This is a genomic window from Methyloceanibacter sp., from assembly GCF_058506495.1.
Genome location: NZ_JBZMXT010000035.1, coordinates 1 through 23,416, shown reverse-complemented (window position 1 = coordinate 23,416; position 23,416 = coordinate 1). Strand labels below are relative to the sequence as shown.

Sequence of the window (23,416 nt, the reverse complement as noted above, 5' to 3'; positions counted from 1 at the left end):
GGGCCCAAATGCGTTTCGACTTGAGCGAGGGTTTCCCGCTCATGACGACCAAAAAGCTGCACGTGAAGTCGATCATCCACGAGCTGTTATGGTTCCTGCAGGGATCGACCAACACACGCTATCTCAGGGAACATGGCGTCACGATTTGGGACGAGTGGGCTGATGAAAACGGCGATCTCGGGCCGGTCTACGGCAAGCAATGGCGGTCATGGCCGACGGCGTCCGGCGGCGAGGTCGACCAAATTGCTGCGCTCGTCGACGGCATTATGCGCAACCCTGATTCGCGCCGCCATATCGTTTGTGCCTGGAATGTCGGCGAGCTACCGGATATGGCGCTTCCGCCCTGCCACTGCTTGTTCCAGTTCTACGTGGGCGATGGGCGATTATCATGCCAGCTCTATCAGCGTTCGGCCGATATTTTCCTCGGCGTTCCGTTCAATATTGCCTCCTACGCATTGCTCACCCGTATGGTCGCGCAGGTTACGGGGCTGAAGCCGGGTGATTTCGTTCACACCTTTGGAGACGTGCACCTCTACTTGAATCATGTGGAGCAGGCCGATCAGCAGCTCTCGCGGAGCCCGCGGCTTCTGCCGACCTTGGAGATCAATCCCGAGGTGTCTTCGCTTTTCGACTTCGTCTACGACGACTTCAAGATTGTTGGTTACGATCCGCATCCGGCGATCCGCGCCGAGGTGGCCGTGTGACTGACACGCCGGGACAAGGTGATCCCAGTATTGCCCTCGTCGTCGCCATGGGTCAGAACCGGGCCATCGGTCGGGACGGTCAGCTGCCATGGCGCTTGCGATCCGACATGAAGTTTTTTCGTGACGTCACCATGGGTAAGCCCATTGTCATGGGGCGGCGGACATTCGAATCGCTGCCGCGCGTGCTCGACGGGCGCCTCAATATCGTTCTCACACGCGATCCATCCTTCTCGGCCGCCGATATCGTGAGCGTTTCAAGCTTGGAGGCCGGGCTCGAGGCAGCGAAGACTTGGGCGGGCACACAGGGTTCGGATGAAATCGCCGTTATTGGGGGAGAGGGCGTCTTTCGGGCAGCCATGCCGCTCGCAGATCGCATTTACCTAACGGAGGTTCACGCGGCTCCTGAGGCGGACACGTGGTTCCCCGAATTGGATCAGGACGCCTGGCGAGAGGCCTCACGCGACGCTTTTCAGGCCGGTCCCAAGGACGATCACGACTTCAGCATCGTCGTCTTGGAGCGAGTTTGAGGTATTAGGTCCGGCTTCGATTGCGCGCCCCCTGGTCCTGCCCTATATAAGCATCGACTTCTTGTCGCGGTTGCGCCGCTTGGTGCGCCTAAATCCCGTGCGATAGACGCCGCCGAAATCAGGCGGTTTCGCGCGACAGCCTCCTCAGAAATCAGGACGAGAAACATATGCCTTGGAGCAATCAGAGCGGCGGTGGCGGCAATAACGGCCCCTGGGGGCCACGGCCGGGCGGTCCCGGCGGCGGTGGTCAGCAGCCGGATCTGGAAGACATCTTGCGTAAGAGCCAAGACAAGTTGCGGCAGGCGATGCCAGGTGGCGGCGGCGGTTGGTTACTGCCAGGCGTGCTGGCCGCGCTTGTTGCCGTTGTGATCGGTTTCTTTGGCTTCTTTGTGCGTGTGAATACCGATGAGGTCGGCATCGTGCTGCGCTTCGGTGAGTATGTACGCCAGCTGCCTCCGGGCCTGCATGTGCGACTGCCCTATCCTGTCGAAGAGGTGCTGTTGCCGAAAGTTACACGCGCTAACCGGATCGAGATCGGCATGCGTTCCGCACAGGGCGCTGGGCTGTCTCCGCGGGACGTTCCTGAGGAGAGCCTCATGCTGACGGGTGACGAGAACATCGTCGACATCGATTTCGTCGTAGTTTGGAAAATCAATGATGCGCCCGACTACCTCTTCAACATTCAGAACCCGGAAGGCACCGTGAAGGACGTTTCGGAGAGCGCGATGCGCGAGATTGTTGGGCAGAGCGACATTGAACCTATCCTGACGGCGGCACGTGCAGAGACCGAAGGCAAAGTCCAAGAGCTCATTCAACGGACGCTTGACGGCTACAAAGCCGGTATTGAGATCACGCAGGTCCAGCTCCAAAAAGTGGATCCACCGTCACAGGTTATCGATGCCTTCCGTGATGTTCAGGCCGCCCGCGCCGACGAGGAGCGCCTGCAGAACGAGGCCCAAGCCTACGCAAACCGGGTCGTTCCTGAGGCGCGTGGTGAGGCAGAGCGGATTCTCCAACAGGCCCAAGGCTATCGCGATCGTGTGATTGCAGAGGCAAAGGGTGAAGCCGAGCGCTTCGAGAAGGTCCTGCAAGAGTACGAGAAAGCGCCGGACGTGACCCGCCAGCGCATCTTCATCGACACGATGAAGGAAGTGATGTCCAAGACGGACAAGATCATTATCGATAAGGATGGCGGTGGCGGCGTGGTGCCGTATCTGCCGCTCCCGGAGCTACAGAAGAGACAGCCGACGGCTTCATCAGCACCCTCAGCGGTTCCGGCTTCGCCCTCACTCCAGACGGGAGGGCAGCAGTAATGAAGAAGGCAACCCTGACGCTCATCTTGCTGGTGGTCGGAATATTGGCTATTGGCGCATATCTCACGCTCTTCACAGTCTACCAAACACAGCAAGCGCTGGTTCTTGAGTTCGGTAAGGCGAAAAGGGTGCTCGAGGACCCCGGCCTGAACTTCAAGATCCCGTTTATCCAGAACGTGGTTTTCTTCGACAAACGGCTGCTTGACCTCGACTCCGCACCACAGGAAGTCATTGCCGCCGACCAGAAGCGACTCGTCGTCGATGCATTCGCGCGCTGGCGGATCACGAACCCACTGCTGTTCTACCAATCTGTGAACAACGAGTTCAATGCGCGGACACGGCTCAGCGATTTCCTGGAAGCAGCGCTTCGACGGGTCCTTGGCGCGGCCAGCTTCGAGGCCGTTGTGCGCGATGACCGCAACGATCTGATGCGTAAAATCACCAACGAGATGAACGATAATGCCGAGAAGTTCGGTATGACAGTCGTCGACGTTCGGATCAAGCGGGCGGACCTGCCTGAGGCCAACAGCCTCGCCATTTTCCGCCGGATGCAGACGGAACGTCAGCGCGAGGCGGCGGAAATCCGGGCCGAGGGTGAGGAAGCGTCTCGCCGTATTCGCGCCGATGCCGACCGCCAGGTGACAGTGCTGAAGGCCGACGCAACTGGCGAATCCGAGCGTATTCGTGGATCGGGCGATGCTGAATCCAACCGTGCGTTTGCCGAAGCGTTCGGTAAGGACCCCGACTTCTTTGCCTTCTACCGCTCGATGCAGGCTTATGAAAGTGCATTGCAAGCAGGTGATACACGGATGTTGCTGAGTCCCGACTCTCAGTTCTTCCAGTACTTCAACGACGCGACCGGATCGTCAGCCCGGCCGGCAACTGGTGCATCATCCAGCGTGCCAAAGGCAGACAGGAGCAACGCCAGCCGGTCCTTGAGCTCGGCGCCATAGGCGCCGTCCCAAAATGGACGACCTCGGTGTCGCCATTGGACTTGTCTTGGTAATCGAGGGCCTGATTTGGGCCCTCGCTCCTCGTTTCGGTCGGCGTCTCCTGGAGACAGCTTCCGAAATGTCGGAGTCCTCGTTGCGGCTTGCTGGCACACTCGCCGTGGCGGCAGGCGTGCTCGTTGTTTGGCTGATACGGGGATAAAAAAGCGCTAGCGTACAAGACAGCTCGGTCGCCTATGTTTTGCGTTGAAACGCTGCTTCCGCATTGCGTGCGATTCTCGCTAAAGTGGGCGGTGCGGCGTTAAGACCGAGCGTGGGCAGGGTCCTATGCGCTTGGTCGTTTGAGACAAGTCGGGTGAAGCCTCGCTCAGCAAGGGGAGTGCGCAAACGGATGTTGGGACTAAGCCGTCCAAACGTGTTGAGCCGTACTCGCGACGCTTATGCGACACTTCTATTTGCCGCCGCCCTCTGTCTTGCTTTGCTCCAATCGAATACGCCAGCCACCGCCAAGGGGCCGGAGTCGCTTGCTGGCGTCGCCGAGGGTTTACAAGAAACGGTCGTCAATATCTCGACGACCCAGAACCTTGAGGACGAGGACAATGATCCGCCTGGCCGAAAAGCCCCGGGAAGTAGTCCCTTCGACGAACTGTTCGACGACTTCTTCAGCGAGGAAGGTGCTGATGGTTCGCCTCGAAAGGTCAGTTCGCTTGGTGCCGGGTTTGTTATCGACCCGTCGGGACTGATCGTTACAAACCATCACGTGATCGAAGGCGCCGACGACATTTATGTGAACTTCACCGATGGATCGAAGCTGAAGGTGATCAAGATTCTAGGCCATGATCCCGAAACTGATCTGGCGCTTATTCAGGTCAAGCCAGACCAGCCGCTCAAGGCGGTGACATTCGGCGATTCATCGGTCTTGCGTGTCGGCGATTGGGTAATGGCGATTGGCAATCCCTTTGGACTAGGAGGAACACTGACTGTTGGTGTGGTGTCCGCAACCAAGCGCGATATCAACGCCGGACCTTACGACAACTTCATACAGACTGATGCGGCGATCAATCGCGGCAACTCCGGCGGGCCGCTATTCAACATGGAGGGTGAGGTTGTCGGCGTGAACACGGCGATCATCTCGCCGACGGGAGGGTCTATCGGCATAGGGTTTGCCTTGCCTTCCAATACGGCCCTACGCGTGCTCGATCAATTGAAGCAATATGGCAAGACGCGCCGTGGTTGGCTTGGCGTCCATGTTCAAAATGTCACCAACGAAATGGCGTCTAGCTTGGGGCTGCCCAAGCCGACGGGCGCATTGGTTGCGTCGGTTACTCCCGATGGTCCGGCCGCGAGCGCCGGGATCAAGGCGCGGGACGTCATTCTCGATTTTGGAGGACAAAAAATTAGGACAATGAGGGATCTGCCGCGAGCCGTTGTCAGCTCAGCGGTGGGCGCGGAGGTGCTGCTTAACGTTCTCCGAGACGGAGAGACTCTAAACATCACCGTGACGCTGGGCCAGCTACCTGGGGAAGACGAGGATCTCTTGTCGTCGGAAAGCTCCGATGGCAAGGAACACCTTTTGGGTCTCACAATTGAGCCGCTCACAGCTGACTTGCGCGCGAAGTTTGCCATCAGCGGTAAGGTCGACGGAGTTGTGATCACGTCCGTTGAGCCCGGCAGTCCTGCAGCGAAGAAGCGCATCAAAGTCGGCGATGTGATCCTTGAAGTGCGACAGAAGCGGGTCCGTAAGCCCGAGGAAGTCGTCGCGTGGCTAAGTGCAATACGGAAGTCGGGGCGGGACAAGATCTTATTTCTCCTGGCCAACGCTGACGGGGATCTGCGTCTCGTCAACGTTCCCATTAGCTAACTCGGCCCTCTCGCGGTCCTGCGAGGCCAAGTCGTGGCAAATCGTGTTTGAAGCTGTTCTCATCGCCGGACCCACAGCTAGCGGCAAATCCGCTGCGGCTCTGGCGCTTGCCGATCGCCTGGGCGGCAGGATTATCAATGCCGATTCCATGCAGGTCTATCGCGAGTTGCCTGTGCTCACCGCGCAGCCCAGTGCTGCGGACATGGCGGACATACCTCATCGGCTTTACAGCACTGTATCCGGACGCGAGGCCTATTCGGTAGGACGCTGGGTTGCTGATGCCGCTGCCGAGATCAGGGATGCGCGTAGCGCGGGCCAAGTTCCGATCTTGGTCGGTGGCAGCGGGCTTTACTTTATGGCGCTGCTGCAGGGGCTTTCGCCCATTCCCGACATACCCGAAGACGTTAGGCAACATTGGCGCGGGCGCGCCGCGACCATATCTGCGAGCGAGCTGCATTCAGCGTTGGCTGTCCGTGATCCCATCATGGCCGAGCGCCTCACGCCGACAGACACGCAGCGGCTCGTGCGTGCGCTCGAAGTTGTAGAAGCCACCGGTATATCGCTTGCAGAGTGGCAGGAAACCGCAGGCGACCCAGTTCTTGGTGCTGAGGATCTGCACAAGCTGGTCGTTGCTCCGGAGCGCAAAGAAATCTACTCGGCCATAAACGCGCGCTTTGACTCCATGCTCCGGGACGGTGCGTTGGCTGAGGTCGAAGCGCTGATCAACCTAAGTCTGGACCCAGGGCTGCCAGTGATGCGTGCCCTTGGCGTGCCCGAGCTCCTAGCGCACCTTGCGGGTGAGGTCGATCTCGAAGATGCCAGCAACACAGCGAAAACCATGAGCCGGCGCTACGCCAAGCGTCAGATGACGTGGGCACGGCGTTTTATGGCTGACTGGACATGGTTTCCGAGCGGCGAAGCCGCGGCATTGGCTGAATTGCCCACCCAACAAACAGACCAACCCTAAACAGTCACTTGCGTACCGATGGCGACGACCCGGTCAGTCGGCAGCTGAAAATAGTTCGACGCGTCGTCTGCGTTGTGGGCGAGGTAAACGAAAATGCGATCTTGCCATTGCGGCATTCCCGAGCGGGGGTCCGGGCGTACAGTCCGGTTCGATAAGAAGAAAGACGTCGACATGATGTCGAACTGCCAGCCTTTTCGTCCCGCGATCGCGAGAGCCTTCGGCACGTTTGGCCGCTCCACGAAACCGAAGTGAAGCGTCATCCGCATGAACTTGTCGCTGATCGGCTCCATGCGGACGCGATCTTCCGCTGCGACGCGCGGAATGTCCTCGTTCTGAATGGTGAGAATGACGTTGTGCTCGTGCAGCACCTTGTTGTGCTTGAGATTATGCAAGAGCGCCGTGGGCGCGAATTCTGGGTCCGCGCTCAAGAAGACGGCTGTTCCAGGCACCAGATGCGGCGGTCTGCTTTCGAGGCTCTTTATCAGCGGATCGAATGGCACCTCGATACGTCGAGTTTTCTGCGCGAGTAGCTTGGTGCCGCGCATCCAGGTGACCATAACGAGGATCAGCATCATACCAACCAGAACCGGCAACCATGCGCCCTCGACAATCTTGAGCATGCTCGCCACGACGAAGGCAGCGTCCACGAACATCAGCGGCGCCATGACCGGGATTACCCAATACAGTTTCCAGCGCCAGAGTTTCCAAATGACGATAAAGCCGAGGACGCCCGCGACCCATTCGGTTGCGGCGACGGCGAGTACGTAGGCTGACGCCAATTCGCTCGACGACCGGAACATGAATACCAGGAGAAGAACCCCGGTGAGCAGAACCCAGTTCACGCGTGGCATGTAGATTTGGCCTACTTGCGACTCCGATGTGTGCCGCACCTCCATTCGTGGCAAAAGCCCGAGCTGCATGGCTTGACGCGTGATGGAGTAGGCACCCGTAATCACAGCTTGGCTCGCAATGGCCGTTGCCATCGTCGCAAGGGTGACCATCGGGTAAAGCGCCCAGCTGGGAAACAGCCGATAGAATGGATTGGAAATCGTTTCTGGATTCGACAACACTAGGGCGCCTTGCCCGAAATAGTTCAAGACTAAGGCAGGCAGCACCAAAATAAACCAAGCCATCTGGATCGGTCTGCGACCGAAATGACCGAGGTCGTTGTACAGCGCCTCCGATCCGGTCACGACAAGGAATACGGCGCCGAGTGTAATGAGCCCGACCATGCCGTGGGTGAAGAGGAAGTTCAGACCGTAGTAGGGGTTGAGAGCCATCAGGATGCGCGGGTACGAGGCGATCTCGGCAACCCCGGCGATCCCAATCACCAAGAACCAGACGGTCGTTATGGGAGCGAACAGCGCCGACACGCGCGCGGTTCCATGAGACTGCACAGAGAAAAGCGCGACGAGAATAATCACCGTGATCGGAAGCACGTACGGCTCAAACGCGTCCGTAGCCACATTGAGGCCTTCGACCGCAGACAGCACTGACAGGGCAGGGGTGATGAGCGTTGAACCATAGAACATCGCCGCGCCGATGATGCCCAAACCCAAGACGAGGGGTGTTCGCTTGCCCAAAGCCGTAAAGGCAAGTGCGGTCAACGCGAGCGTGCCACCTTCGCCGTTATTGTCCGCGCGCAGAAGCAGCACGACGTACTTCAGCGTGACGACGATAATCAAAGACCAAAAGATCAGCGACAGTACGCCGTATACTGCGTCCGACGTTACGGTGCCGTCGGGCCCGCTCGTGGCGAGGATCGCTTCGCGGAGCGCGTAGAGCGGGCTCGTACCAATGTCGCCGTAGACGACGCCAATAGACCCGAAGGTCAGTGCCCAAAATGCACGGCTCGTTATGGGCGCATTCGCTGCCCCATGGCCGTGGCCGGGTCCATTGCCGTTGGCAACGGCCGGTTCTGACGTTGCAGACTGCTGCATTCAGGGTGTGACGAGCCGGAAACGCGCTTTCAATTAGAAACGCCAGGATATCTCAATGCTGGCGCTGCTGTATCCCTCTTATCGAGGCTGCCCACTAGCTCTATGAGCCTTATGCGCATCGTGCGTCATTGTCTAGAATGCTTGTGGGAAAAGATGGCGTGTAACACCATATCATTATCGGCTCGCATAACATTAGGCATAATTTCAGAGCTAGATAGATAATAAATGAAAAGATTGCCGCAATAAATCTTGTCATTCATTCGCATTCCCCGTTGACCCTGTGACACAGAGGCCCTAGGGTGCGCGCCTAAATTCGGCACTTTCGCCATTTCAATCGAGTTTGACCGGGCAGCGGTGCGGAAAGCCGCTGGTGCCCGGTTTTGTTAGTGGAAAGAGACATGTCAGCCAGCGAGAACGGTTCATCCACAATGACCGGCGCGCAGATCGTTCTTCAAGCGCTTGCCGATCAAGGTGTTGATCACATCTTCGGATATCCCGGTGGGGCCGTTCTACCGATTTACGACGAATTGTTTCAGCAAGACCGCGTTGAGCACGTGCTCGTTCGTCACGAGCAAGGCGCGGTTCATGCGGCCGAAGGCTATGCCCGTTCGACAGGGAAGGTTGGCGTTGTTCTTGTGACGTCGGGCCCTGGCGCAACCAATGCGGTTACAGGCCTGACAGACGCGCTGATGGATTCGATCCCGGTTGTTTGCATCACCGGGCAGGTTCCTACGCACCTGATTGGCAACGACGCGTTTCAGGAATGCGACACGGTTGGCATCACAAGGCCTTGCACAAAGCACAACTACCTTGTGAAAGACGTGGACCAACTTGCCGAGGTTTTGCACGAGGCTTTTTACGTCGCTCGTTCCGGCCGGCCGGGTCCCGTCGTCGTGGACATCCCTAAGGATATCCAGTTCATGACCGGCATCTACAAGGGCGTTTCGAATTCACAGCACAAGAGCTACGTCCCGCCGCAGAAGGGTAAGCCAGAAGCGATCGAAGCGGCGGTCGACCTTATGATCAACGCCAAGAAGCCGATCTTTTACACGGGCGGCGGCGTTATCAATGCTGGGCCTGCGGCGAGTGCGAGCCTGCGCGAGCTTGTGCGCATGTCCGGTTACCCGATCACCTCGACGCTGATGGGGCTGGGCAGCTACCCGGCCTCGGACAAGCAGTGGCTCGGTATGTTGGGTATGCACGGCACTTATGAAGCGAACAACACCATGCATGACTGCGACGTCATGATCTGCATTGGTGCGCGCTTTGACGACCGCATTACAGGCCGGCTCGACGCTTTTTCGCCGGGCTCCAAAAAGATTCATGTGGATGTCGACCCCTCCTCTATCAACAAGAATGTCCACGTCGATGTTCCCATCGTGGGTGATTGTGCGTTCGTCATCGATCAGCTGATCGCGGCCTGGAAGGCTCGGAACCCGTCCCTCGACAAGGAGGCCCACGCGCGCTGGTGGGATCAGATCAGTACGTGGCGCGAGCGCAAATGTTTGCACTATCGCAACAGGAACGACGTGATCATGCCGCAATACGCCATCGAACGGCTGTTTGCGCTGACGCGCGATCACGACACCTACATCACGACGGAAGTGGGCCAGCACCAGATGTGGGCGGCTCAATACTTCCACTTCGACGATCCCAATCGATGGATGACGTCAGGTGGCCTTGGCACAATGGGCTACGGCATCCCAGCTGCGGTCGGCGTGCAGATGGCGCACCGAGATTCGCTCGTGATCGATATTGCGGGCGAGGCGTCGGTGCTGATGACCATGCAAGAGATTTCGACGGCGGTTCAGTATGACTTGCCGGTCAAGATCTTTATTCTGAACAACGAGTATATGGGCATGGTTCGACAGTGGCAGGAGCTTCTCCACGGCGGCCGCTATTCGCACTCTTACAGCGAAGCGCTGCCGGACTTTGTGAAACTGGCCGAGGCTTATCGCGCGGTTGGTATTCGCGCGGAGAAGCCGGCCGAGCTCGATGATGCGATCCTTGAGATGATCAAGACGCCAAGGCCCGTCATCTTCGACTGCGTTGTCGACAAGGAAGCCAATTGCTTCCCGATGATTCCGAGTGGCGAAGCGCACAACAACATGCTGCTGGGCGACGACGTCACTGGCGATGACATCGAGAAGGCCATCTCCGAAGAAGGCAAGGTGATGGTCTAATGGGGCAGCCTGGCTCGGCCTATTCCCTCGAGAAGCCTGAAGAGGTTCTTGAGTCGCACACGATGAGCGTGCTCGTGGACAACGAGCCCGGCGTGCTCGCGCGCGTCATCGGCCTCTTTTCGGGCCGTGGCTACAACATCGAGTCGCTGACCGTTTCCGAGACGGAGCATGAGGCGCATCTATCCCGGATCACCATCGTGACCACGGGTACGCCCATGGTTATCGAGCAGATCAAGCATCAGCTGGATAGGCTTGTGCCCGTCCACTCGGTGACGGACCTAACCGTGCGCGGCGAAACCATCGAACGTGAACTGTCGCTCGTTAAGGTCGCAGGCGTCGGCGAGAAGCGTGTTGAAGCACTTCGCTTGGCCGAGGCGTTCCGCGCACAGGTGATCGACGCCTCGCTCGAGCACTTCGTCTTCGAAGTCACCGGGCGTCAGTCCAAGATCGAGCAGTTCATCGTTCTCATGCAGCCGCTGGGGCTGATCGAGGTTTGCCGGACCGGCGTTGCTGCCATCGGCCGTGGGGCGGAGCGGATGTAGCGCTCAAGAGGTAACTCGCTACTTGTTTTTTCACGGGCCCGGCGGCAAAACCCGGACCCAATCGACACATCCAAGTCTTGAAGGCATTGAAATTCCGGAATGTAGGGGAAGAGGTATGCGTGTTTATTACGATCGAGATGCCGATCTCAATCTGATCAAGGGGAAGAAGGTCGCCATCATCGGTTATGGCAGCCAGGGGCATGCGCATGCCCTGAATCTGAAGGATTCTGGTGTGGCCGATGTGGCCATTGGCCTGCGCCCCGGCTCGAGCTCCGCCGCCAAGGCTGAGGGCGAAGGGCTGAAAGTTATGAGCGTCTCGGAGGCCGCCGCCTGGGCCGACGTGGTCATGATGCTGACGCCGGACGAACTCCAGGCTGAGATTTGGGAAAAAGAGCTCAAGCCTAATATGAAAGAGGGCTCCGCGCTCTTTTTTGCGCATGGGCTGAACATTCATTTCAACCTGATTGAGCCGCGCGCCGACATGGACGTCTGCATGGTGGCGCCAAAGGGTCCTGGCCACACAGTGCGCGCCGAGTACAAGCGCGGCGCCGGTGTGCCGTGCCTTGTGGCCATCGCTCAAGATTCAACAGGCAACGCACACGACCTATCGCTGTCTTATGCGTCTGCAATCGGCGGGGGCCGTGCCGGCATAATCGAGACAACCTTTAGGGAAGAGTGCGAAACGGACCTGTTCGGCGAGCAGGCGGTGCTCTGTGGCGGTCTGGTCGAGCTGATGCGAAACGGGTTCGAAACGCTGGTCGAGGCGGGCTATGCGCCCGAGATGGCCTATTTCGAGACCGTGCATGAGGTGAAGCTGATCGTCGATCTCATTTACGAAGGTGGTATCGCCAATATGAACTACTCCGTGTCCAACACAGCCGAGTATGGCGAGTACGTTTCTGGACCGCGCGTCGTAACGGGCGAGAGCAAAGCCGCCATGAAGGAGGTGCTCAAGGATATCCAGAACGGCTCCTTCGTGAAGAACTGGATGCTTGAGAACAAGATCAACCAACCGAGCTTTAAGGCAATGCGCGCCAAGTGCGACGGCCACGAGATGGAGGTGGTCGGCGAGAAACTGCGCGGGATGATGCCGTGGATCGCCGAAAGCAAGATGGTCGACAAATCCAAGAACTAGGCGCTTCGCGTCCATGCGCGTGAAAGGCTGAAATGGCCGGGCTCATCCCGGCCTTTTCTTTTGGGTGGAGGCAGTGAGCTGCGCTTGGTTTAAGCTGACGCCTCATTATCTGGTTAGAGTTGTCCCGGGCGAGAATCGCAACATCTGACAATAGGTAGGGCAGGGGACCGAAATGTACATCGCCCGGATTGCCAAGATTGTCATGGTCGCGTGCCTAGCGCTCTTCTGTCTGCTAGTCGTCTTCGGCAGCCTTCACGACTACCAAACAAACTTCTTGTTCGTGAAAAACGTGATGTCCATGGAGACGACGTTTCCTGGCAACAAGCTGATGTATCGGGCCATCACAACCCCGGAGCTTTGGCACGCTACGTTCGCGATCGTCATCTTTGGCGAGGCTCTGGCGGGGCTGTTGTTTCTCGTCGCAGCGTATTCCTTTTTCGGGCTCGGCACGCGCCTGGAGCGGTTTTCGATCGTGCGAAGAGCTGGACGATTGCGGGAGCGCTTGTCGCCTACCTCGTCTGGTTCTTGCTCTTCATGGTCTTTGCGGGTGGGTGGTTCGTCATGTGGCAGTCCGAGGCATGGAACGGTCAGGAGGCTGCCTTTCGCTTCTCCCTCACCGTGATGGCTGTCCTGATATTTGTGGTCTTGCCCGACCGGGACCTTGAGGAAAAGGCGCGCGCGAAGGACAGTCAACCTGCAAATCGTCGAGCCGCGGAAACCGACAGGACTCATGAGGAGAGCTAAGCAATGGACAACACGGAATTCGAGGCGTTCCTCAAGGGCTTCTATGCCGCCCGCATCGACGGCGAAGTGGAGGCCGTCGGCGCGATGTTCGCCGAAGATGCGCAGTTTCGGATCGTTGGGTCCCCTGAGTTCAGCATGCTTGCGACAACGGTCAAGGGGCGAGAGGCCATAACTGGGCTTTTTCGGACCATCTCGGATAGCTTCGCGTTAAAGGCGTTTTCGATGGAGGACCTTCTGATCGACGGCAACAGGGCTGCGGTCCGCTGGAGCGCCCGTGTCCAAAATATCACAACGGGTGATAGCTTCACGACCGAATTGGCGGACTTCATTGAGGTGGATCAAGAAAAAGTTATATCTCTCAATGAGTTCCTCGACACCGCGCTAGCGGGTTAGGGGCGTATTCTGGGCCACACATTCCCGTGAGTTCTGCCATTTCGGGGCCGGAATTGGGTGGTCGAATAGAGTTTCGTTGCGCATACTCCGGCGCACGGTGAGGATTCGAAAAGATTCGCGCTGTGCTTGAAGAAGGGGAGCCTGACGCGCGGGGACCAAGGACCGCGAGGTCCAGAGGGAGCTAAGAATGACCGCATTGGGTTTGAGATCAGCCGCCATTGGGATTGCGGTTGCTATCTCATTCAGTACCCCGGCCGTCGCGGCGGAGCCAGACGGTCCTGAGGAGCTCGTGACGCGATCGGAGGCGATCCGTATTTCCGTTCAAGAGCAGGTCGGCACGGTCGCTATGAAAGACGCCGCCGAACAGATCGCTCTCGCAGAGTATTACTCCGTCCCGGACCGCAAGCTGCTCTGGGTCGACGAAAAGGGCCTCACTAAACGGGGCAAGGCCGTCGCTGAGGAAATTGCCAAGGCTGACGATTACGGTCTGCGTGCTTCGGACTACACCCTGCCAAATCTATCCGGCTTCGACTCAGGCGCGCCGGGCGCAGTAGACAAGCTCGCGGCCGCAGAACTCAAAATCAGCGCAGCGGTCATCGAATATGCGCGCGACGCGCGAGGTGGCCGGCTCAATCCGCAGAGCCTCAGCAAGAACCTTGATCCGAACCTCTACCTGCCGGACCCGGCGGAAGTCATCGGCTTTATCGCCCTTCGGTCTGACCCCGCGGCCTACTTGCGGAGTTTCCAGCCGGCGCATCCTCAGTTTGAGGCGCTGCGGAAGCAACTGCTTGCGGAGCGGAACGGCGGGGTTTCGCCGGAGCCCGCGTCCGACAAGCCTGAGGATGTGATTATCCCTGCGGGTCCTACGTTGAAGCTTGGCGTGAATCACGGGCAGGTCGCCCTATTGCGGAAGCGTCTAGAGACGCCCGCGAAAGAGGGAGCAGACGAGTACCTTTTCGATGACGAGCTGCGTCAGGCCGTCATTGCGTTTCAGCGCGCCGAAGGTGGCAAGCCCGATGGCATGGTTGGCTCCGGTACGCGGGGCATGCTCAACGGACGGGCCCCGGTATCAACCGTGTCGGGTCAGAAGAAGATCGATCTGCTTGTTGTGAACATGGAGCGCTACCGCTGGCTCCCGCACGACATGGGCGCATTCCACGTCAAGGTAAATATCCCCGAGTTCAAGGTTAGGGTTATCGAGGACGGCGAAGAGATCCATCAGACGCGCGTGATCGTGGGCAAGACCCACACTCAGACGCCTGTGTTCAGCGATGAAATGGAGAAGATCGTATTCCGCCCCAATTGGTTTGTGCCGAATTCGATCAAGCAGAATGAGATCGCACCCTATCTGCGCCGGGGTGGTGGGTTTTTCTCAAGCGGTTGGGATACGTCCGTCCTACGGCGGCAAGGCTTGCGCATACGCGGCGCAAACGGTCGCGATATAGACCCAGATAGAATTGATTGGAGCCGCAACGACATCCGCCGGTATGAGCTTTATCAGCCGCCCGGTCCACGCAACGTTTTGGGGCTTGTGAAATTCCTCTTCCCCAACACACACGATGTGTATCTTCACGACACCACGCAGAAGAACCTATTCGCCAATTCAGTGAGGGCCTTCAGCCATGGCTGCGTGCGGGTGCAAAACCCTGACAAATTTGCTGCGGTCTTGCTCGGTCACGATCAAGACTGGACACAACAGCGTGTGGTTTCCGCGATGCATAATGGATCGGATGCCAACAACATCTTCATGAAGAATAGAATTCCGGTTTACCTAACCTACTTCACCGCTGTGGCAGGCCCGGATGGTGAACTCACGCAGTTCAAGGATCTCTACGGCCATGACCGGCGGATGCTTGCCGCGCTTAAAGGGCGGCCGATTCCCGCGGGTCTACCGGACAATATGGAGGTTGTGCAAAATCCGAATGAGCGTCGCGCTGTCCGTCGCTCCTCGCGCCGTGCTAGCAACCCGTTCGCCTCGATCTTCGACTTCTAGGAGCTTGAGGCGTGGCCATCGGCGCCACGCCTCCCCTTGCTCTTCTTATCGGATCACCCTATTTTCCGCTCATCGCAGGCTTCTGTTGGGCCTTAGCGGAGAAGGGCAATGATGCGCCGATCGAATTTGCAGGTTCGGAATAGCCTCTTCAGCACGCCAGAGCCTCGCCGGGCACTGGGCGTACGCACCCGTCTGCGTGTGCGCACCCTTCCGCTGCTCCTTACGTGCCCCTGAGCACCGGCAGTCTCGGTCTTGCCGAGGCGGGCGTTCAGGGGACGGCGAACCAACTTCCAAGAAGTCAAGGGCTTGACGGGTCATGATAGACTGAAAGCCATGCGTTTCAGGGACGAGCACGATGAACACCGAGACAAAGGCACGCGACGAGAAGGATCGCGTCATAATTTTCGACACTACATTGCGCGACGGGGAACAGTGCCCCGGCGCCACGATGACATTCGAAGAAAAGCTGGAGGTTGCCGAGCTCCTCGATGAGATGGGCGTGGATGTAATCGAAGCGGGTTTCCCGATTGCATCTCAAGGCGATTTTGAGAGCGTGCAGGAGATTGCGCGGCGTGCGAAGAACGCCGTCATTTGCGGCCTCGCTCGCGCACAGCCCGGCGATATAGATCGCTGCGCAGAGGCAATCCGGCCCGCCGCGCGCGGACGCATACATACGTTCATTGGCACCTCGCCTCTTCACCGCCGGTATCAAATGGACATCGACGAGGCCGAATGCTTGTCGCGCGTTACGGCATCCGTCAGCCGAGCGCGAGGGTTGACTGACGATGTCGAATGGTCGGCGATGGATGCGACGCGCACGGAGATCGACTTTCTCTGCCGCTGCGTGGAAGCTGCGATCAAGGCTGGCGCCACAACCGTCAATATCCCGGACACGGTCGGTTATGCCTATCACGACGAATTCGGCGATTTGATCCGGCTGCTGCAGGAGAGGGTGCCGGGTGCCAGCGACATTATTTTCTCGACCCATTGTCACAACGATCTGGGGCTGGCCGTTGCCAACTCCCTGTCGGGCGTGAGCGCGGGTGCGAGACAAGTCGAATGCGCAATCAACGGGCTTGGAGAGCGTGCGGGCAATGCGGCTTTGGAAGAAATCGTCATGGCGATCCACACGCGCGAGGATCGCATGTCCGTTTGGACCGGTGTCGACACGACCCTTTTGACTCGAGCCTCAAAGCTCGTTTCGCGCGTGACGGCTTTTCCGGTGCAATACAACAAGGCCATCGTCGGCAGGAATGCGTTCGCCCACGAGAGCGGTATTCACCAGGACGGCGTGCTGAAACACGCTGGCACGTTTGAGATCATGACGCCGGAGAGCGTGGGTGTGAAGGAGTCCTCGCTTGTGATGGGCAAGCATTCGGGGCGCCATGCGTTCCGTGAAAAGCTGAAAGAACTCGGCTATGAACTGGGCGACAACGCGTTCGAGGATGCGTTCGTGCGGTTCAAAGGCTTGGCGGACGTGAAGAAGCACGTCTACGACGAAGATATCGAAGCGCTGGTCGATCAGGAGATCGCCTCTGCTCAGGATCGCATACGAGTCACATCGCTGACGGTCATCGCCGGAACCGGCGGCCCACAGAAGGCGACGATCACGCTCCACATCGACGATCAGCAGCACATGTATGAGGCCGTTGGCGACGGACCGGTGGACGCGACGTTCCAGGCCATTCGCGCCCTTGTTCCGCATGAGGCTCGTCTAGCTCTGTATCAGGTAAGCGCTGTGACCGAGGGCACAGATGCCCAAGCGGAGGTGATGGTGCGCTTGGAGGCCGATGGCAAGATCGCCACGGGTCGCGGCTCGGACACCGACACGATGGTTGCGTCGGCGCGGGCCTATGTTAGCGCGCTGAACAAGCTTCTGGCGCGCGAGGCGCGCCGGAAACCAGAGACAATGCTCGCATCGTAGTAGCGGCGCTACCAAGCATAGGAAGTTTTGCGGACCTGATCCGGCTCGTCGCTACGTTGTCGCGGCGGGCGCGGCGTCGCAGTTTTTTATGCCTAGTCCGTAAGCAGCGTGATGCATGGGGAAGCAAGATTCGCGAGAAAAAAATTACCGTGCTACTTCAGCGTGTGCGGCTAAAAAGTTTTCGCAAAGCAGTCAGTTCACTCATTGCTCACGTCGGAGAATTGACGCAACATACGGCGCGTGACGGCAGGGTTTGAGCCTGGTGATTGGGGATGTGTCCTGCCGTTCTTGGTGTCTTAATCCGAGGTCGGTGGCCTGATCCGGATATCTATGGTGAGTAGGGCCTGCCAATTGGCGGGCAAGTGGGGCGGTGTATGTTCTCGTGGTTGGGCTCTTCCGCGGACATGGCCATTGATCTCGGCACGGCGAATACTGTCGTTTATGTTCCGGGACGTGGAATCGTATTGGACGAGCCCTCCGTCGTTGCCATCGAGCAGCGCGGAGACGATCAAAAAGTGATCGCGGCTGGCCACGAGGCCAAGACGATGCTCGGGAAGACTCCCACCAAGATTGAAACCGTTCAGCCGCTGCGCGATGGCGTCATCGCCGACTTCAACGCGGCTGAGGAAATGATCAAGTTCTTCATTCGCCGCGTTAACAAGCGACGCCTCTTTGGGAGTCCGCGGGTCATGATCTGCGTCCCGGCAAGTGCCACCTCCGTCGAGCGGCGGGCGGTTCATGAAGCCGGGCTTTCAGCGGGTGCGCGGCGCGTATATCTGATCTCCGAGCCCGTGGCAGGCGCAATTGGGGCTGGGCTGCCGATCCGCGAGCCCCGAGGCTCAATGGTGGTCGACATAGGTGGTGGTACGACCGACATTGCCGTGATGTCTATGGGTAGCGTGATCTATTCAAAGTCGATCCGCACCGCCGGCAATGCCATGGACGAGGCAATTGTAAATTATGCGCGGTTCAAGCATCACTTGATGATCGGGGCTCCAAACGCCGAGGTCGTCAAGAAGGAGTCTGGCTCAGCCGTTGCTAAGGCCAACGGGACGCACGTGGCAATTCGGCTCAAGGGACGGGATATGCAGCGCGGCTTCCCTGCAGAGATCACATTGGGTCCCCACGAGATCGCCGATGCGTTGACTCTGCCGATCCAGCAGATTGTCGGAGGCATCCGCCAGGCCCTGGCTGACGTTCCGCCGGAACTGACAGCTGATATTGCTGAGTCAGGCATTTATCTAACCGGAGGAGGCGCGCTTCTCGATAAGCTCGACGTGCGTCTCCAGCAAGAAACGGGTGTGAAATTCAAGATTGCGGAGGATCCGCTGCGGAGCGTCGTTCGGGGAACCGGCATGGCGCTTGAGAAACTTGACGAAATGGCCGATCTGCTGATCAAACCGTAGTCAAATGTGCTATATTGGTTTCGCTAGGCGCGGGGCCTCTGAGTGAGGAAATCGGACGTCCTTCTTGGGGCGAGCCTAGAGACTGAACGCAAATGTCCAAGCGCAGTCCATCTCTGTTCCAACGACACCGGCCCTCCTGGTCGGCGCCGGTAGAGTTGCTGAGCTTCGGCCTATACTTCCTTTGCGCAGTTTTGCTGGTTCTCAGCCGGGTGGGTCATGGCGCCTTGCAGGATGCCCGAGACGAGCTCGTTGATCTGTCGGCGCCATTCCTGGAGCTTGCGTCGGTACCAGCCATCGAAGTCCGTCGGGCTATGGATCGCGCGCGTCTCTACGTGAGGGTTCATCGGGACGCGGTCGCAGAAGTTGATCGTCTTGCCAAGGAAAACGAAGAACTGAAGCAGTGGCGGTGGCGGACTCAATTGCTGGAGCGCAAGATTGCTCACTTGCGCAAACTCTTGCATGCGGCGGAAGAGCCAGCGCTTGTCTACGCGACCGGGCAAGTTATCGCAGATGCGCGCGGGCCATTTGTCAGAAGCGCGCTGGTCAATCTTGGCCGCAATGACGGCCTGCGGATCGGTTATGCGGTCATCAATGGCGATGGGCTTGTCGGGCGCACCATTGAAGCCGGAGACAACGTTGCACGCGTTTTGCTGCTCAATGATCTCAACAGCCGCATACCAGTCTTGGTCGGTCCGCGAGCCGCCCGAGGGCTCGCGCTGGGTGACAATAGTGCCGAACTCCAGCTTGGGTTCCTGCAAGACGGTGCAGGCGTGTCCCCTGGCGATGAAGTCTACACGTCAGGAAGCGATGGCGTCTTCCCGCGCGGCTTGCGCCTGGGGGTCGTTATCGGTGAGCCAGGCGAGTACAGAATCCGGCCGTTTGCGGAGCTCGACTCGCTCGATGCCGTGAGTGTTCTGTTCTTTGATGCGCCGGCCTTGAAACGGACCGATCCAGAAGGTCTCGCCGACAGGGGCGGCGTTCTGTCCGCGACACCGGATCCCGAGCCGGAGGAGGATCGGACAGCGGTTGGTCCCCAAGTCCCGCTGGCGCCCGTTGCTGCGATCTCGCCGCCGATGGCCAGCCAGGCGCAAACTGATCAATGACACGGTTTCTTCCGGCGTTTTCTATCCTGATCGCGGTCATCGCGACTGCAGCGCCTTGGGGATTGCCGGCCGACGCCACATTCATTCTTCCCTTGCTAGTCGTCATGATGGTGTTCTGCTGGAGGGCGCTGCCCGGCACGGAGCTTCATCCGGCCGCGGCCGCCATACTCGGACTTCTTGCGGACCTTCTCAGCGGCGGTCCCTTGGGGTTCTGGGCGCTTATGTGCCTAATTGCTGCGACAGTCGGCCTGAAGCCCGGCTCGTTTCGTGAGCGCCGCAATCTCTGGAAACAGTGGCTGACCTGGACGGCGCTGATATCTGTACTCGGATTGTTTGGTTGGCTGCTGGCGAGTCTCTATTACCTTCGCTGGATTGATTGGTGGCCGATCCTATTGGGCGTTGTCGCCTCGATTGTCATTTTTCCCTTTGTGCTGTACGGGCTCCTGTGGGTCTGGACCGGGCACATCGGCCATTCACGACGCACCCTATTCCGGAGAGCGTCATGAAGGGGTTGAAGGCGCTCGACTATGGAGCAAAAAAGAAGCCTGATTACGCTCGAAAGCAGAGCTATCGCTTCTCGCGGCGAGCGATTCTGCTGGGCGCAGCCCAAGCCGGCTTGTTCGGGTTACTGGGCTGGCGTCTCCATCAGCTTCAGATCCGCGAGGCATCCGACTACCGGCTCCTATCCGACGAAAACCGTTTGATGATCCAACTTTCCGCGCCACAGCGCGGATCTATACGCGACCGTACAGGCGCCACACTGGCCGAAGACAAGGAGAACCTGCGCCTTCTTGTTGTGCCCGCATTCTGCAAGAACCTGCCGGACACGCTCGACCGGTTATCCCCTATCGTGAAGATTTCCCGGGCTACGCGCGACCGCATCATGCGTTCTGCGGCGCGCCAGAGCGGCTACTATCCCGTGCTTGTCGCCGAAGGTTTGACGTGGCGAGAGTTTGCATTGCTCAACGTTCTGGCACCGCAGCTCCCGGGTATACAGACGGACCGTTCGGCCTATCGCAAATACCATCATGCGCGTGCTACCGCGCATTTGGTGGGGTATGTGGGCATGGCCGGCAAGGAGGAGGTGGATCTCGATCCGGTCATGCGGCTCCCAGGGTTCCGCGCGGGACGTGCTGGCGTGGAGAAGACCTTCGACGAACAATTGCGCGGCACACCGGGCACCCAAAAGTATGAAGTCGATTCTCGGGGTCGCATCGTGCGCGAGCTCGGCTCCACACCGAGCACGCCAGGTAAGGACCTCGTCCTCAGTATCGACCACCATCTGCAGACCGTTGCGCAAGAACGCTTGAAAGAGCACCGTGTTGCTTCCGTGGTCGTGCTGGACGTCGAGACGGGTGCCATTCTAGCGCTTGCGTCTACGCCAACATTCGATCCCAACGATGTCGTCTTCAAGGTGGATCCCAGGGCATGGAGCCGCGTTGCGCGCGCCAAGGATCAGCCGCTCCAAAACCGTGCGATACGGGGCCAGTATCCACCGGGTTCCACGTTCAAGGTCGTCACGGCACTCGCAGGGCTGCATGCAGGTGTTATCGACTCCAGCGAGACAATGAGCTGTCCCGGCGTTTACGCGATGGGCCGCGCCCGGTTTCGCTGTTGGAAGGCCCATGGCGCCGGGATCGATGTGAACGAGGCAATTAAGCAGTCGTGCGATGTTTATTTTTACGAAACCGCGAAACGAATGGGCATCGATCATTTGGCGTCCGTCTCTCGGCATCTCGGATTGGGCAGAGTTTACGATTGCGGTCTCCCGGGCCAGAAGGAGGGAATCATCCCAGACGTTGCCTGGAAGCGCGCACGCTTTATGGAGCCGTGGTATGGCGGCGAGACCGTCATTGCCGGGATTGGCCAGGGTTTTGTGTCGTCCACGCCGCTCCAACTCGCTGTGATGACCGCGCGCGTTGCATCTGGCCGCGCCGTGTTGCCGAAGCTGGTCTTGTCCCCAAACGATCTCGAACCGGACTGGCCGCTGCTGCAGCTCGATCCGAAGCATCTCGATATTGTCCGCAAGGGGATGTTCGGCGTCGTGAATGAGCCACGGGGTACGGCGCGACGCTCAGCTCTGAAGATTCCAGGTGTCATGATGGCAGGTAAGACCGGCACCTCGCAGGTCGTGAATGCACACAATGAGCATTTGCTTTCGCCCTATGAGCGCGAGACCCACGCACTCTTTATCGGCTATGCGCCCTTTGACAAGCCGCGCTACGCGGCAGCTTGCTGCGTTGAGCATGGCGGCGGCGGGTCGAGTGCTGCTGCGCCTATCGTCAAGGACGTCATGACGGAGGCGCTTCTTCGGGACGCTGCAAAGGCACCGGCCTTTGCGCGTATGAGCAAGGAGGAGGCCTCCGGGCAGGTCGCGATCGCGGGGGAGGGTGGATGAAGATGCTCTTCGCGCAAGCGCCTGCAGTAAAGCAGGACCTTGCCAGGAAGCTCTTGCGATTAAATTGGCCCTTCTTGGCGCTGATAACAGCGATTGTCCTAATCGGTATCGCAGCGCTCTACTCCGTAGCAGGCGGATCTTTCGACCCCTGGGCCTCGCGGCAAGTTGTTCGCTATTGCGTTGGATTGGCGCTGCTATTTGCGATCGCTTTCTCCGATATCCGGTGGTGGTTAAGGGGCGCATACCCGTTGTTTCTTGTGGCGTTGGCGCTGATGGCCCTTGTGCCGATCATTGGCATTGAGAGTGGCGGCGCACGCCGGTGGCTGGGCGTCGGCGAGATGAGCTTTCAACCGTCGGAAATGATGAAGATCGCGCTCGTCCTTGCGATTGCTCGCTATTACCAGTGGCTTCCACCTGAGAAAATCTGGCGTCCCGACGCGCTGATCCCGCCGCTCTTGTTAATCGGGGTGCCCGCTTTGCTCGCGCTATCTCAGCCCGATCTTGGTACGGCCGCGCTGTTCGCGATTATCGGCGCCGGAATGATGTTTCTGGCGGGCGTGAGCTGGTTCTACTTTGGCGGAGCCATCGTCAGCTTTGTTGTCGCGCTGCCGCACGCTTGGGAGATGCTACACGACTACCAGAAGGAGCGTGTGCTCACGTTTTTCGATCCAGGACGCGATCCGCTGGGGTCCGGTTATCACATCCTCCAGTCCAAGATCGCGATCGGTTCCGGTGGATTGAGCGGGAAAGGCTTTATGAATGGCACGCAGGCTCAGCTCAACTTCTTGCCGGAGAAGCACACGGACTTTATTTTCACGATGTTCTCCGAGGAGACGGGTTTCGTCGGCGCCATCATCGTGCTGGCGCTGTATCTGCTGGCGCTTGCGTTTATTATGTTCATGGCGCTGCGCTGCCGAAGCATGTTCGCAAAGCTCGTGGCTGGCGGCATGGGCCTGACGCTGTTTGCCTATGTCTTTATCAATGTGGCCATGGTGACCGGTCTCGTGCCTGTGGTTGGCGTGCCCTTGCCTTTGTTTTCCTATGGCGGCACTTCAATGCTGACAATGATGATAGGGCTTGGATTTGTACTCAATGCGCATGTCAATCGGCGAGTGACATTCCGCCCATCCGAACTCGGCGGTCTCTGGTAGCAAAAACCGGAAATTTGCAACGCGACCTGGACAGCCCGGCCGTCGGGGTGTTAAAGCGACGACCCTTGGCGCTTCGGTAGCGCCAGACCGGAGCGGTCACCCCATGTGACACAATGCTCTGAGGGCGCATAGCTCAGTTGGTAGAGCAGCTGACTCTTAATCAGCGGGTCCAAGGTTCGAGT

20 protein-coding genes and 1 pseudogene are annotated in these 23,416 nt (G+C 58.8%); 20 read left to right on the top strand and 1 reads right to left on the bottom strand.

The features are described from left to right. From AC33YF_RS08035 to miaA, 7 genes are all read left to right on the top strand, one after another. On the top strand, positions 1-704 hold a 704-nt coding region (locus AC33YF_RS08035), incomplete at its 5' end, for a thymidylate synthase (protein ID WP_491776681.1). Continuing rightward, positions 701-1,231 (top strand): dihydrofolate reductase, encoded by a 531-nt coding sequence (locus AC33YF_RS08030; RefSeq protein WP_491776680.1) that lies wholly within the window; start codon positions 701-703, stop codon positions 1,229-1,231. The genes AC33YF_RS08035 and AC33YF_RS08030, both read left to right, overlap by 4 nt. A gap of 167 nt (positions 1,232-1,398) precedes the next feature. Further along, a complete protein-coding gene (hflK, locus tag AC33YF_RS08025; RefSeq protein WP_491776679.1) occupies positions 1,399-2,544 on the top strand; it encodes an FtsH protease activity modulator HflK in 1,146 nt (381 codons plus the stop codon). Next, on the top strand, positions 2,544-3,497 hold the full coding sequence (hflC, locus tag AC33YF_RS08020; protein ID WP_491776678.1) for a protease modulator HflC: 954 nt from the start codon (positions 2,544-2,546) through the stop codon (positions 3,495-3,497). The genes hflK and hflC overlap by 1 nt, the downstream gene beginning before the upstream one ends. A gap of 13 nt (positions 3,498-3,510) precedes the next feature. Further along, positions 3,511-3,696 (top strand): DUF2065 domain-containing protein, encoded by a 186-nt coding sequence (locus AC33YF_RS08015; RefSeq protein WP_491776677.1) that lies wholly within the window; start codon positions 3,511-3,513, stop codon positions 3,694-3,696. 177 nt (positions 3,697-3,873) lie between these two features. Next, positions 3,874-5,355: a DegQ family serine endoprotease gene (locus AC33YF_RS08010; protein ID WP_491776676.1), complete on the top strand. Its 1,482-nt coding sequence runs from the start codon at positions 3,874-3,876 to the stop codon at positions 5,353-5,355. A 43-nt stretch (positions 5,356-5,398) separates the two neighbouring features. Beyond that, the gene (gene miaA, locus AC33YF_RS08005; RefSeq protein WP_491776675.1) at positions 5,399-6,322 is read left to right on the top strand and encodes a tRNA (adenosine(37)-N6)-dimethylallyltransferase MiaA; all 924 of its coding nucleotides are present in this window, start codon (positions 5,399-5,401) and stop codon (positions 6,320-6,322) included. On the opposite strand, the gene AC33YF_RS08000 is transcribed toward miaA, so the two are convergent. Further along, positions 6,319-8,262, bottom strand: a complete 1,944-nt coding sequence (locus tag AC33YF_RS08000) for a potassium transporter Kup (RefSeq protein WP_491776674.1) — start codon at positions 8,260-8,262, stop codon at positions 6,319-6,321. The genes miaA and AC33YF_RS08000 overlap by 4 nt on opposite strands. A 398-nt stretch (positions 8,263-8,660) precedes the next feature. Between AC33YF_RS08000 and AC33YF_RS07995 the strand changes: the two genes are divergently transcribed. The 13 genes and pseudogenes from AC33YF_RS07995 (at position 8,661) to rodA (ending at position 23,234) form a co-directional block, all read left to right on the top strand. Then, on the top strand, positions 8,661-10,445 hold the full coding sequence (locus AC33YF_RS07995) for an acetolactate synthase 3 large subunit (RefSeq protein ID WP_491776673.1): 1,785 nt from the start codon (positions 8,661-8,663) through the stop codon (positions 10,443-10,445). After that, positions 10,445-10,987, top strand: a complete 543-nt coding sequence (gene ilvN, locus AC33YF_RS07990; RefSeq protein ID WP_491776672.1) for an acetolactate synthase small subunit — start codon at positions 10,445-10,447, stop codon at positions 10,985-10,987. Before AC33YF_RS07995 ends, ilvN begins: the two co-directional genes overlap by 1 nt. Before the next feature lie 115 nt (positions 10,988-11,102). Continuing rightward, on the top strand, positions 11,103-12,122 hold the full coding sequence (ilvC, locus tag AC33YF_RS07985) for a ketol-acid reductoisomerase (RefSeq protein ID WP_491776671.1): 1,020 nt from the start codon (positions 11,103-11,105) through the stop codon (positions 12,120-12,122). A gap of 172 nt (positions 12,123-12,294) precedes the next feature. After that, positions 12,295-12,866, top strand: a pseudogene (locus AC33YF_RS07980) (DUF2165 family protein). A gap of 3 nt (positions 12,867-12,869) precedes the next feature. After that, complete coding sequence (locus tag AC33YF_RS07975; protein WP_491776670.1) at positions 12,870-13,259, top strand: nuclear transport factor 2 family protein; 390 nt, start codon at positions 12,870-12,872, stop codon at positions 13,257-13,259. Positions 13,260-13,446: 187 nt separating this feature from the next. Continuing rightward, positions 13,447-15,252: a L,D-transpeptidase family protein gene (locus tag AC33YF_RS07970; RefSeq protein WP_491776669.1), complete on the top strand. Its 1,806-nt coding sequence runs from the start codon at positions 13,447-13,449 to the stop codon at positions 15,250-15,252. Between the two features lie 11 nt (positions 15,253-15,263). Next, positions 15,264-15,395, top strand: coding sequence for a hypothetical protein (locus tag AC33YF_RS07965; protein WP_491776668.1), 132 nt, complete (start codon positions 15,264-15,266; stop codon positions 15,393-15,395). A gap of 212 nt (positions 15,396-15,607) precedes the next feature. Further along, the gene (locus tag AC33YF_RS07960) at positions 15,608-17,176 is read left to right on the top strand and encodes a 2-isopropylmalate synthase (RefSeq protein WP_491776667.1); all 1,569 of its coding nucleotides are present in this window, start codon (positions 15,608-15,610) and stop codon (positions 17,174-17,176) included. Positions 17,177-17,550: 374 nt separating this feature from the next. After that, a complete protein-coding gene (locus AC33YF_RS07955; RefSeq protein WP_491776666.1) occupies positions 17,551-18,582 on the top strand; it encodes a rod shape-determining protein in 1,032 nt (343 codons plus the stop codon). Between the two features lie 92 nt (positions 18,583-18,674). Next, complete coding sequence (mreC, locus tag AC33YF_RS07950; RefSeq protein WP_491776665.1) at positions 18,675-19,685, top strand: rod shape-determining protein MreC; 1,011 nt, start codon at positions 18,675-18,677, stop codon at positions 19,683-19,685. Then, the gene (mreD, locus tag AC33YF_RS07945; protein WP_491776664.1) at positions 19,682-20,191 is read left to right on the top strand and encodes a rod shape-determining protein MreD; all 510 of its coding nucleotides are present in this window, start codon (positions 19,682-19,684) and stop codon (positions 20,189-20,191) included. The genes mreC and mreD overlap by 4 nt, the downstream gene beginning before the upstream one ends. Beyond that, complete coding sequence (gene mrdA / locus AC33YF_RS07940) at positions 20,188-22,083, top strand: penicillin-binding protein 2 (protein ID WP_491776663.1); 1,896 nt, start codon at positions 20,188-20,190, stop codon at positions 22,081-22,083. Before mreD ends, mrdA begins: the two co-directional genes overlap by 4 nt. Continuing rightward, complete coding sequence (rodA, locus tag AC33YF_RS07935; protein WP_491776662.1) at positions 22,080-23,234, top strand: rod shape-determining protein RodA; 1,155 nt, start codon at positions 22,080-22,082, stop codon at positions 23,232-23,234. The genes mrdA and rodA overlap by 4 nt, the downstream gene beginning before the upstream one ends. Positions 23,235-23,416 lie beyond the last annotated feature (182 nt).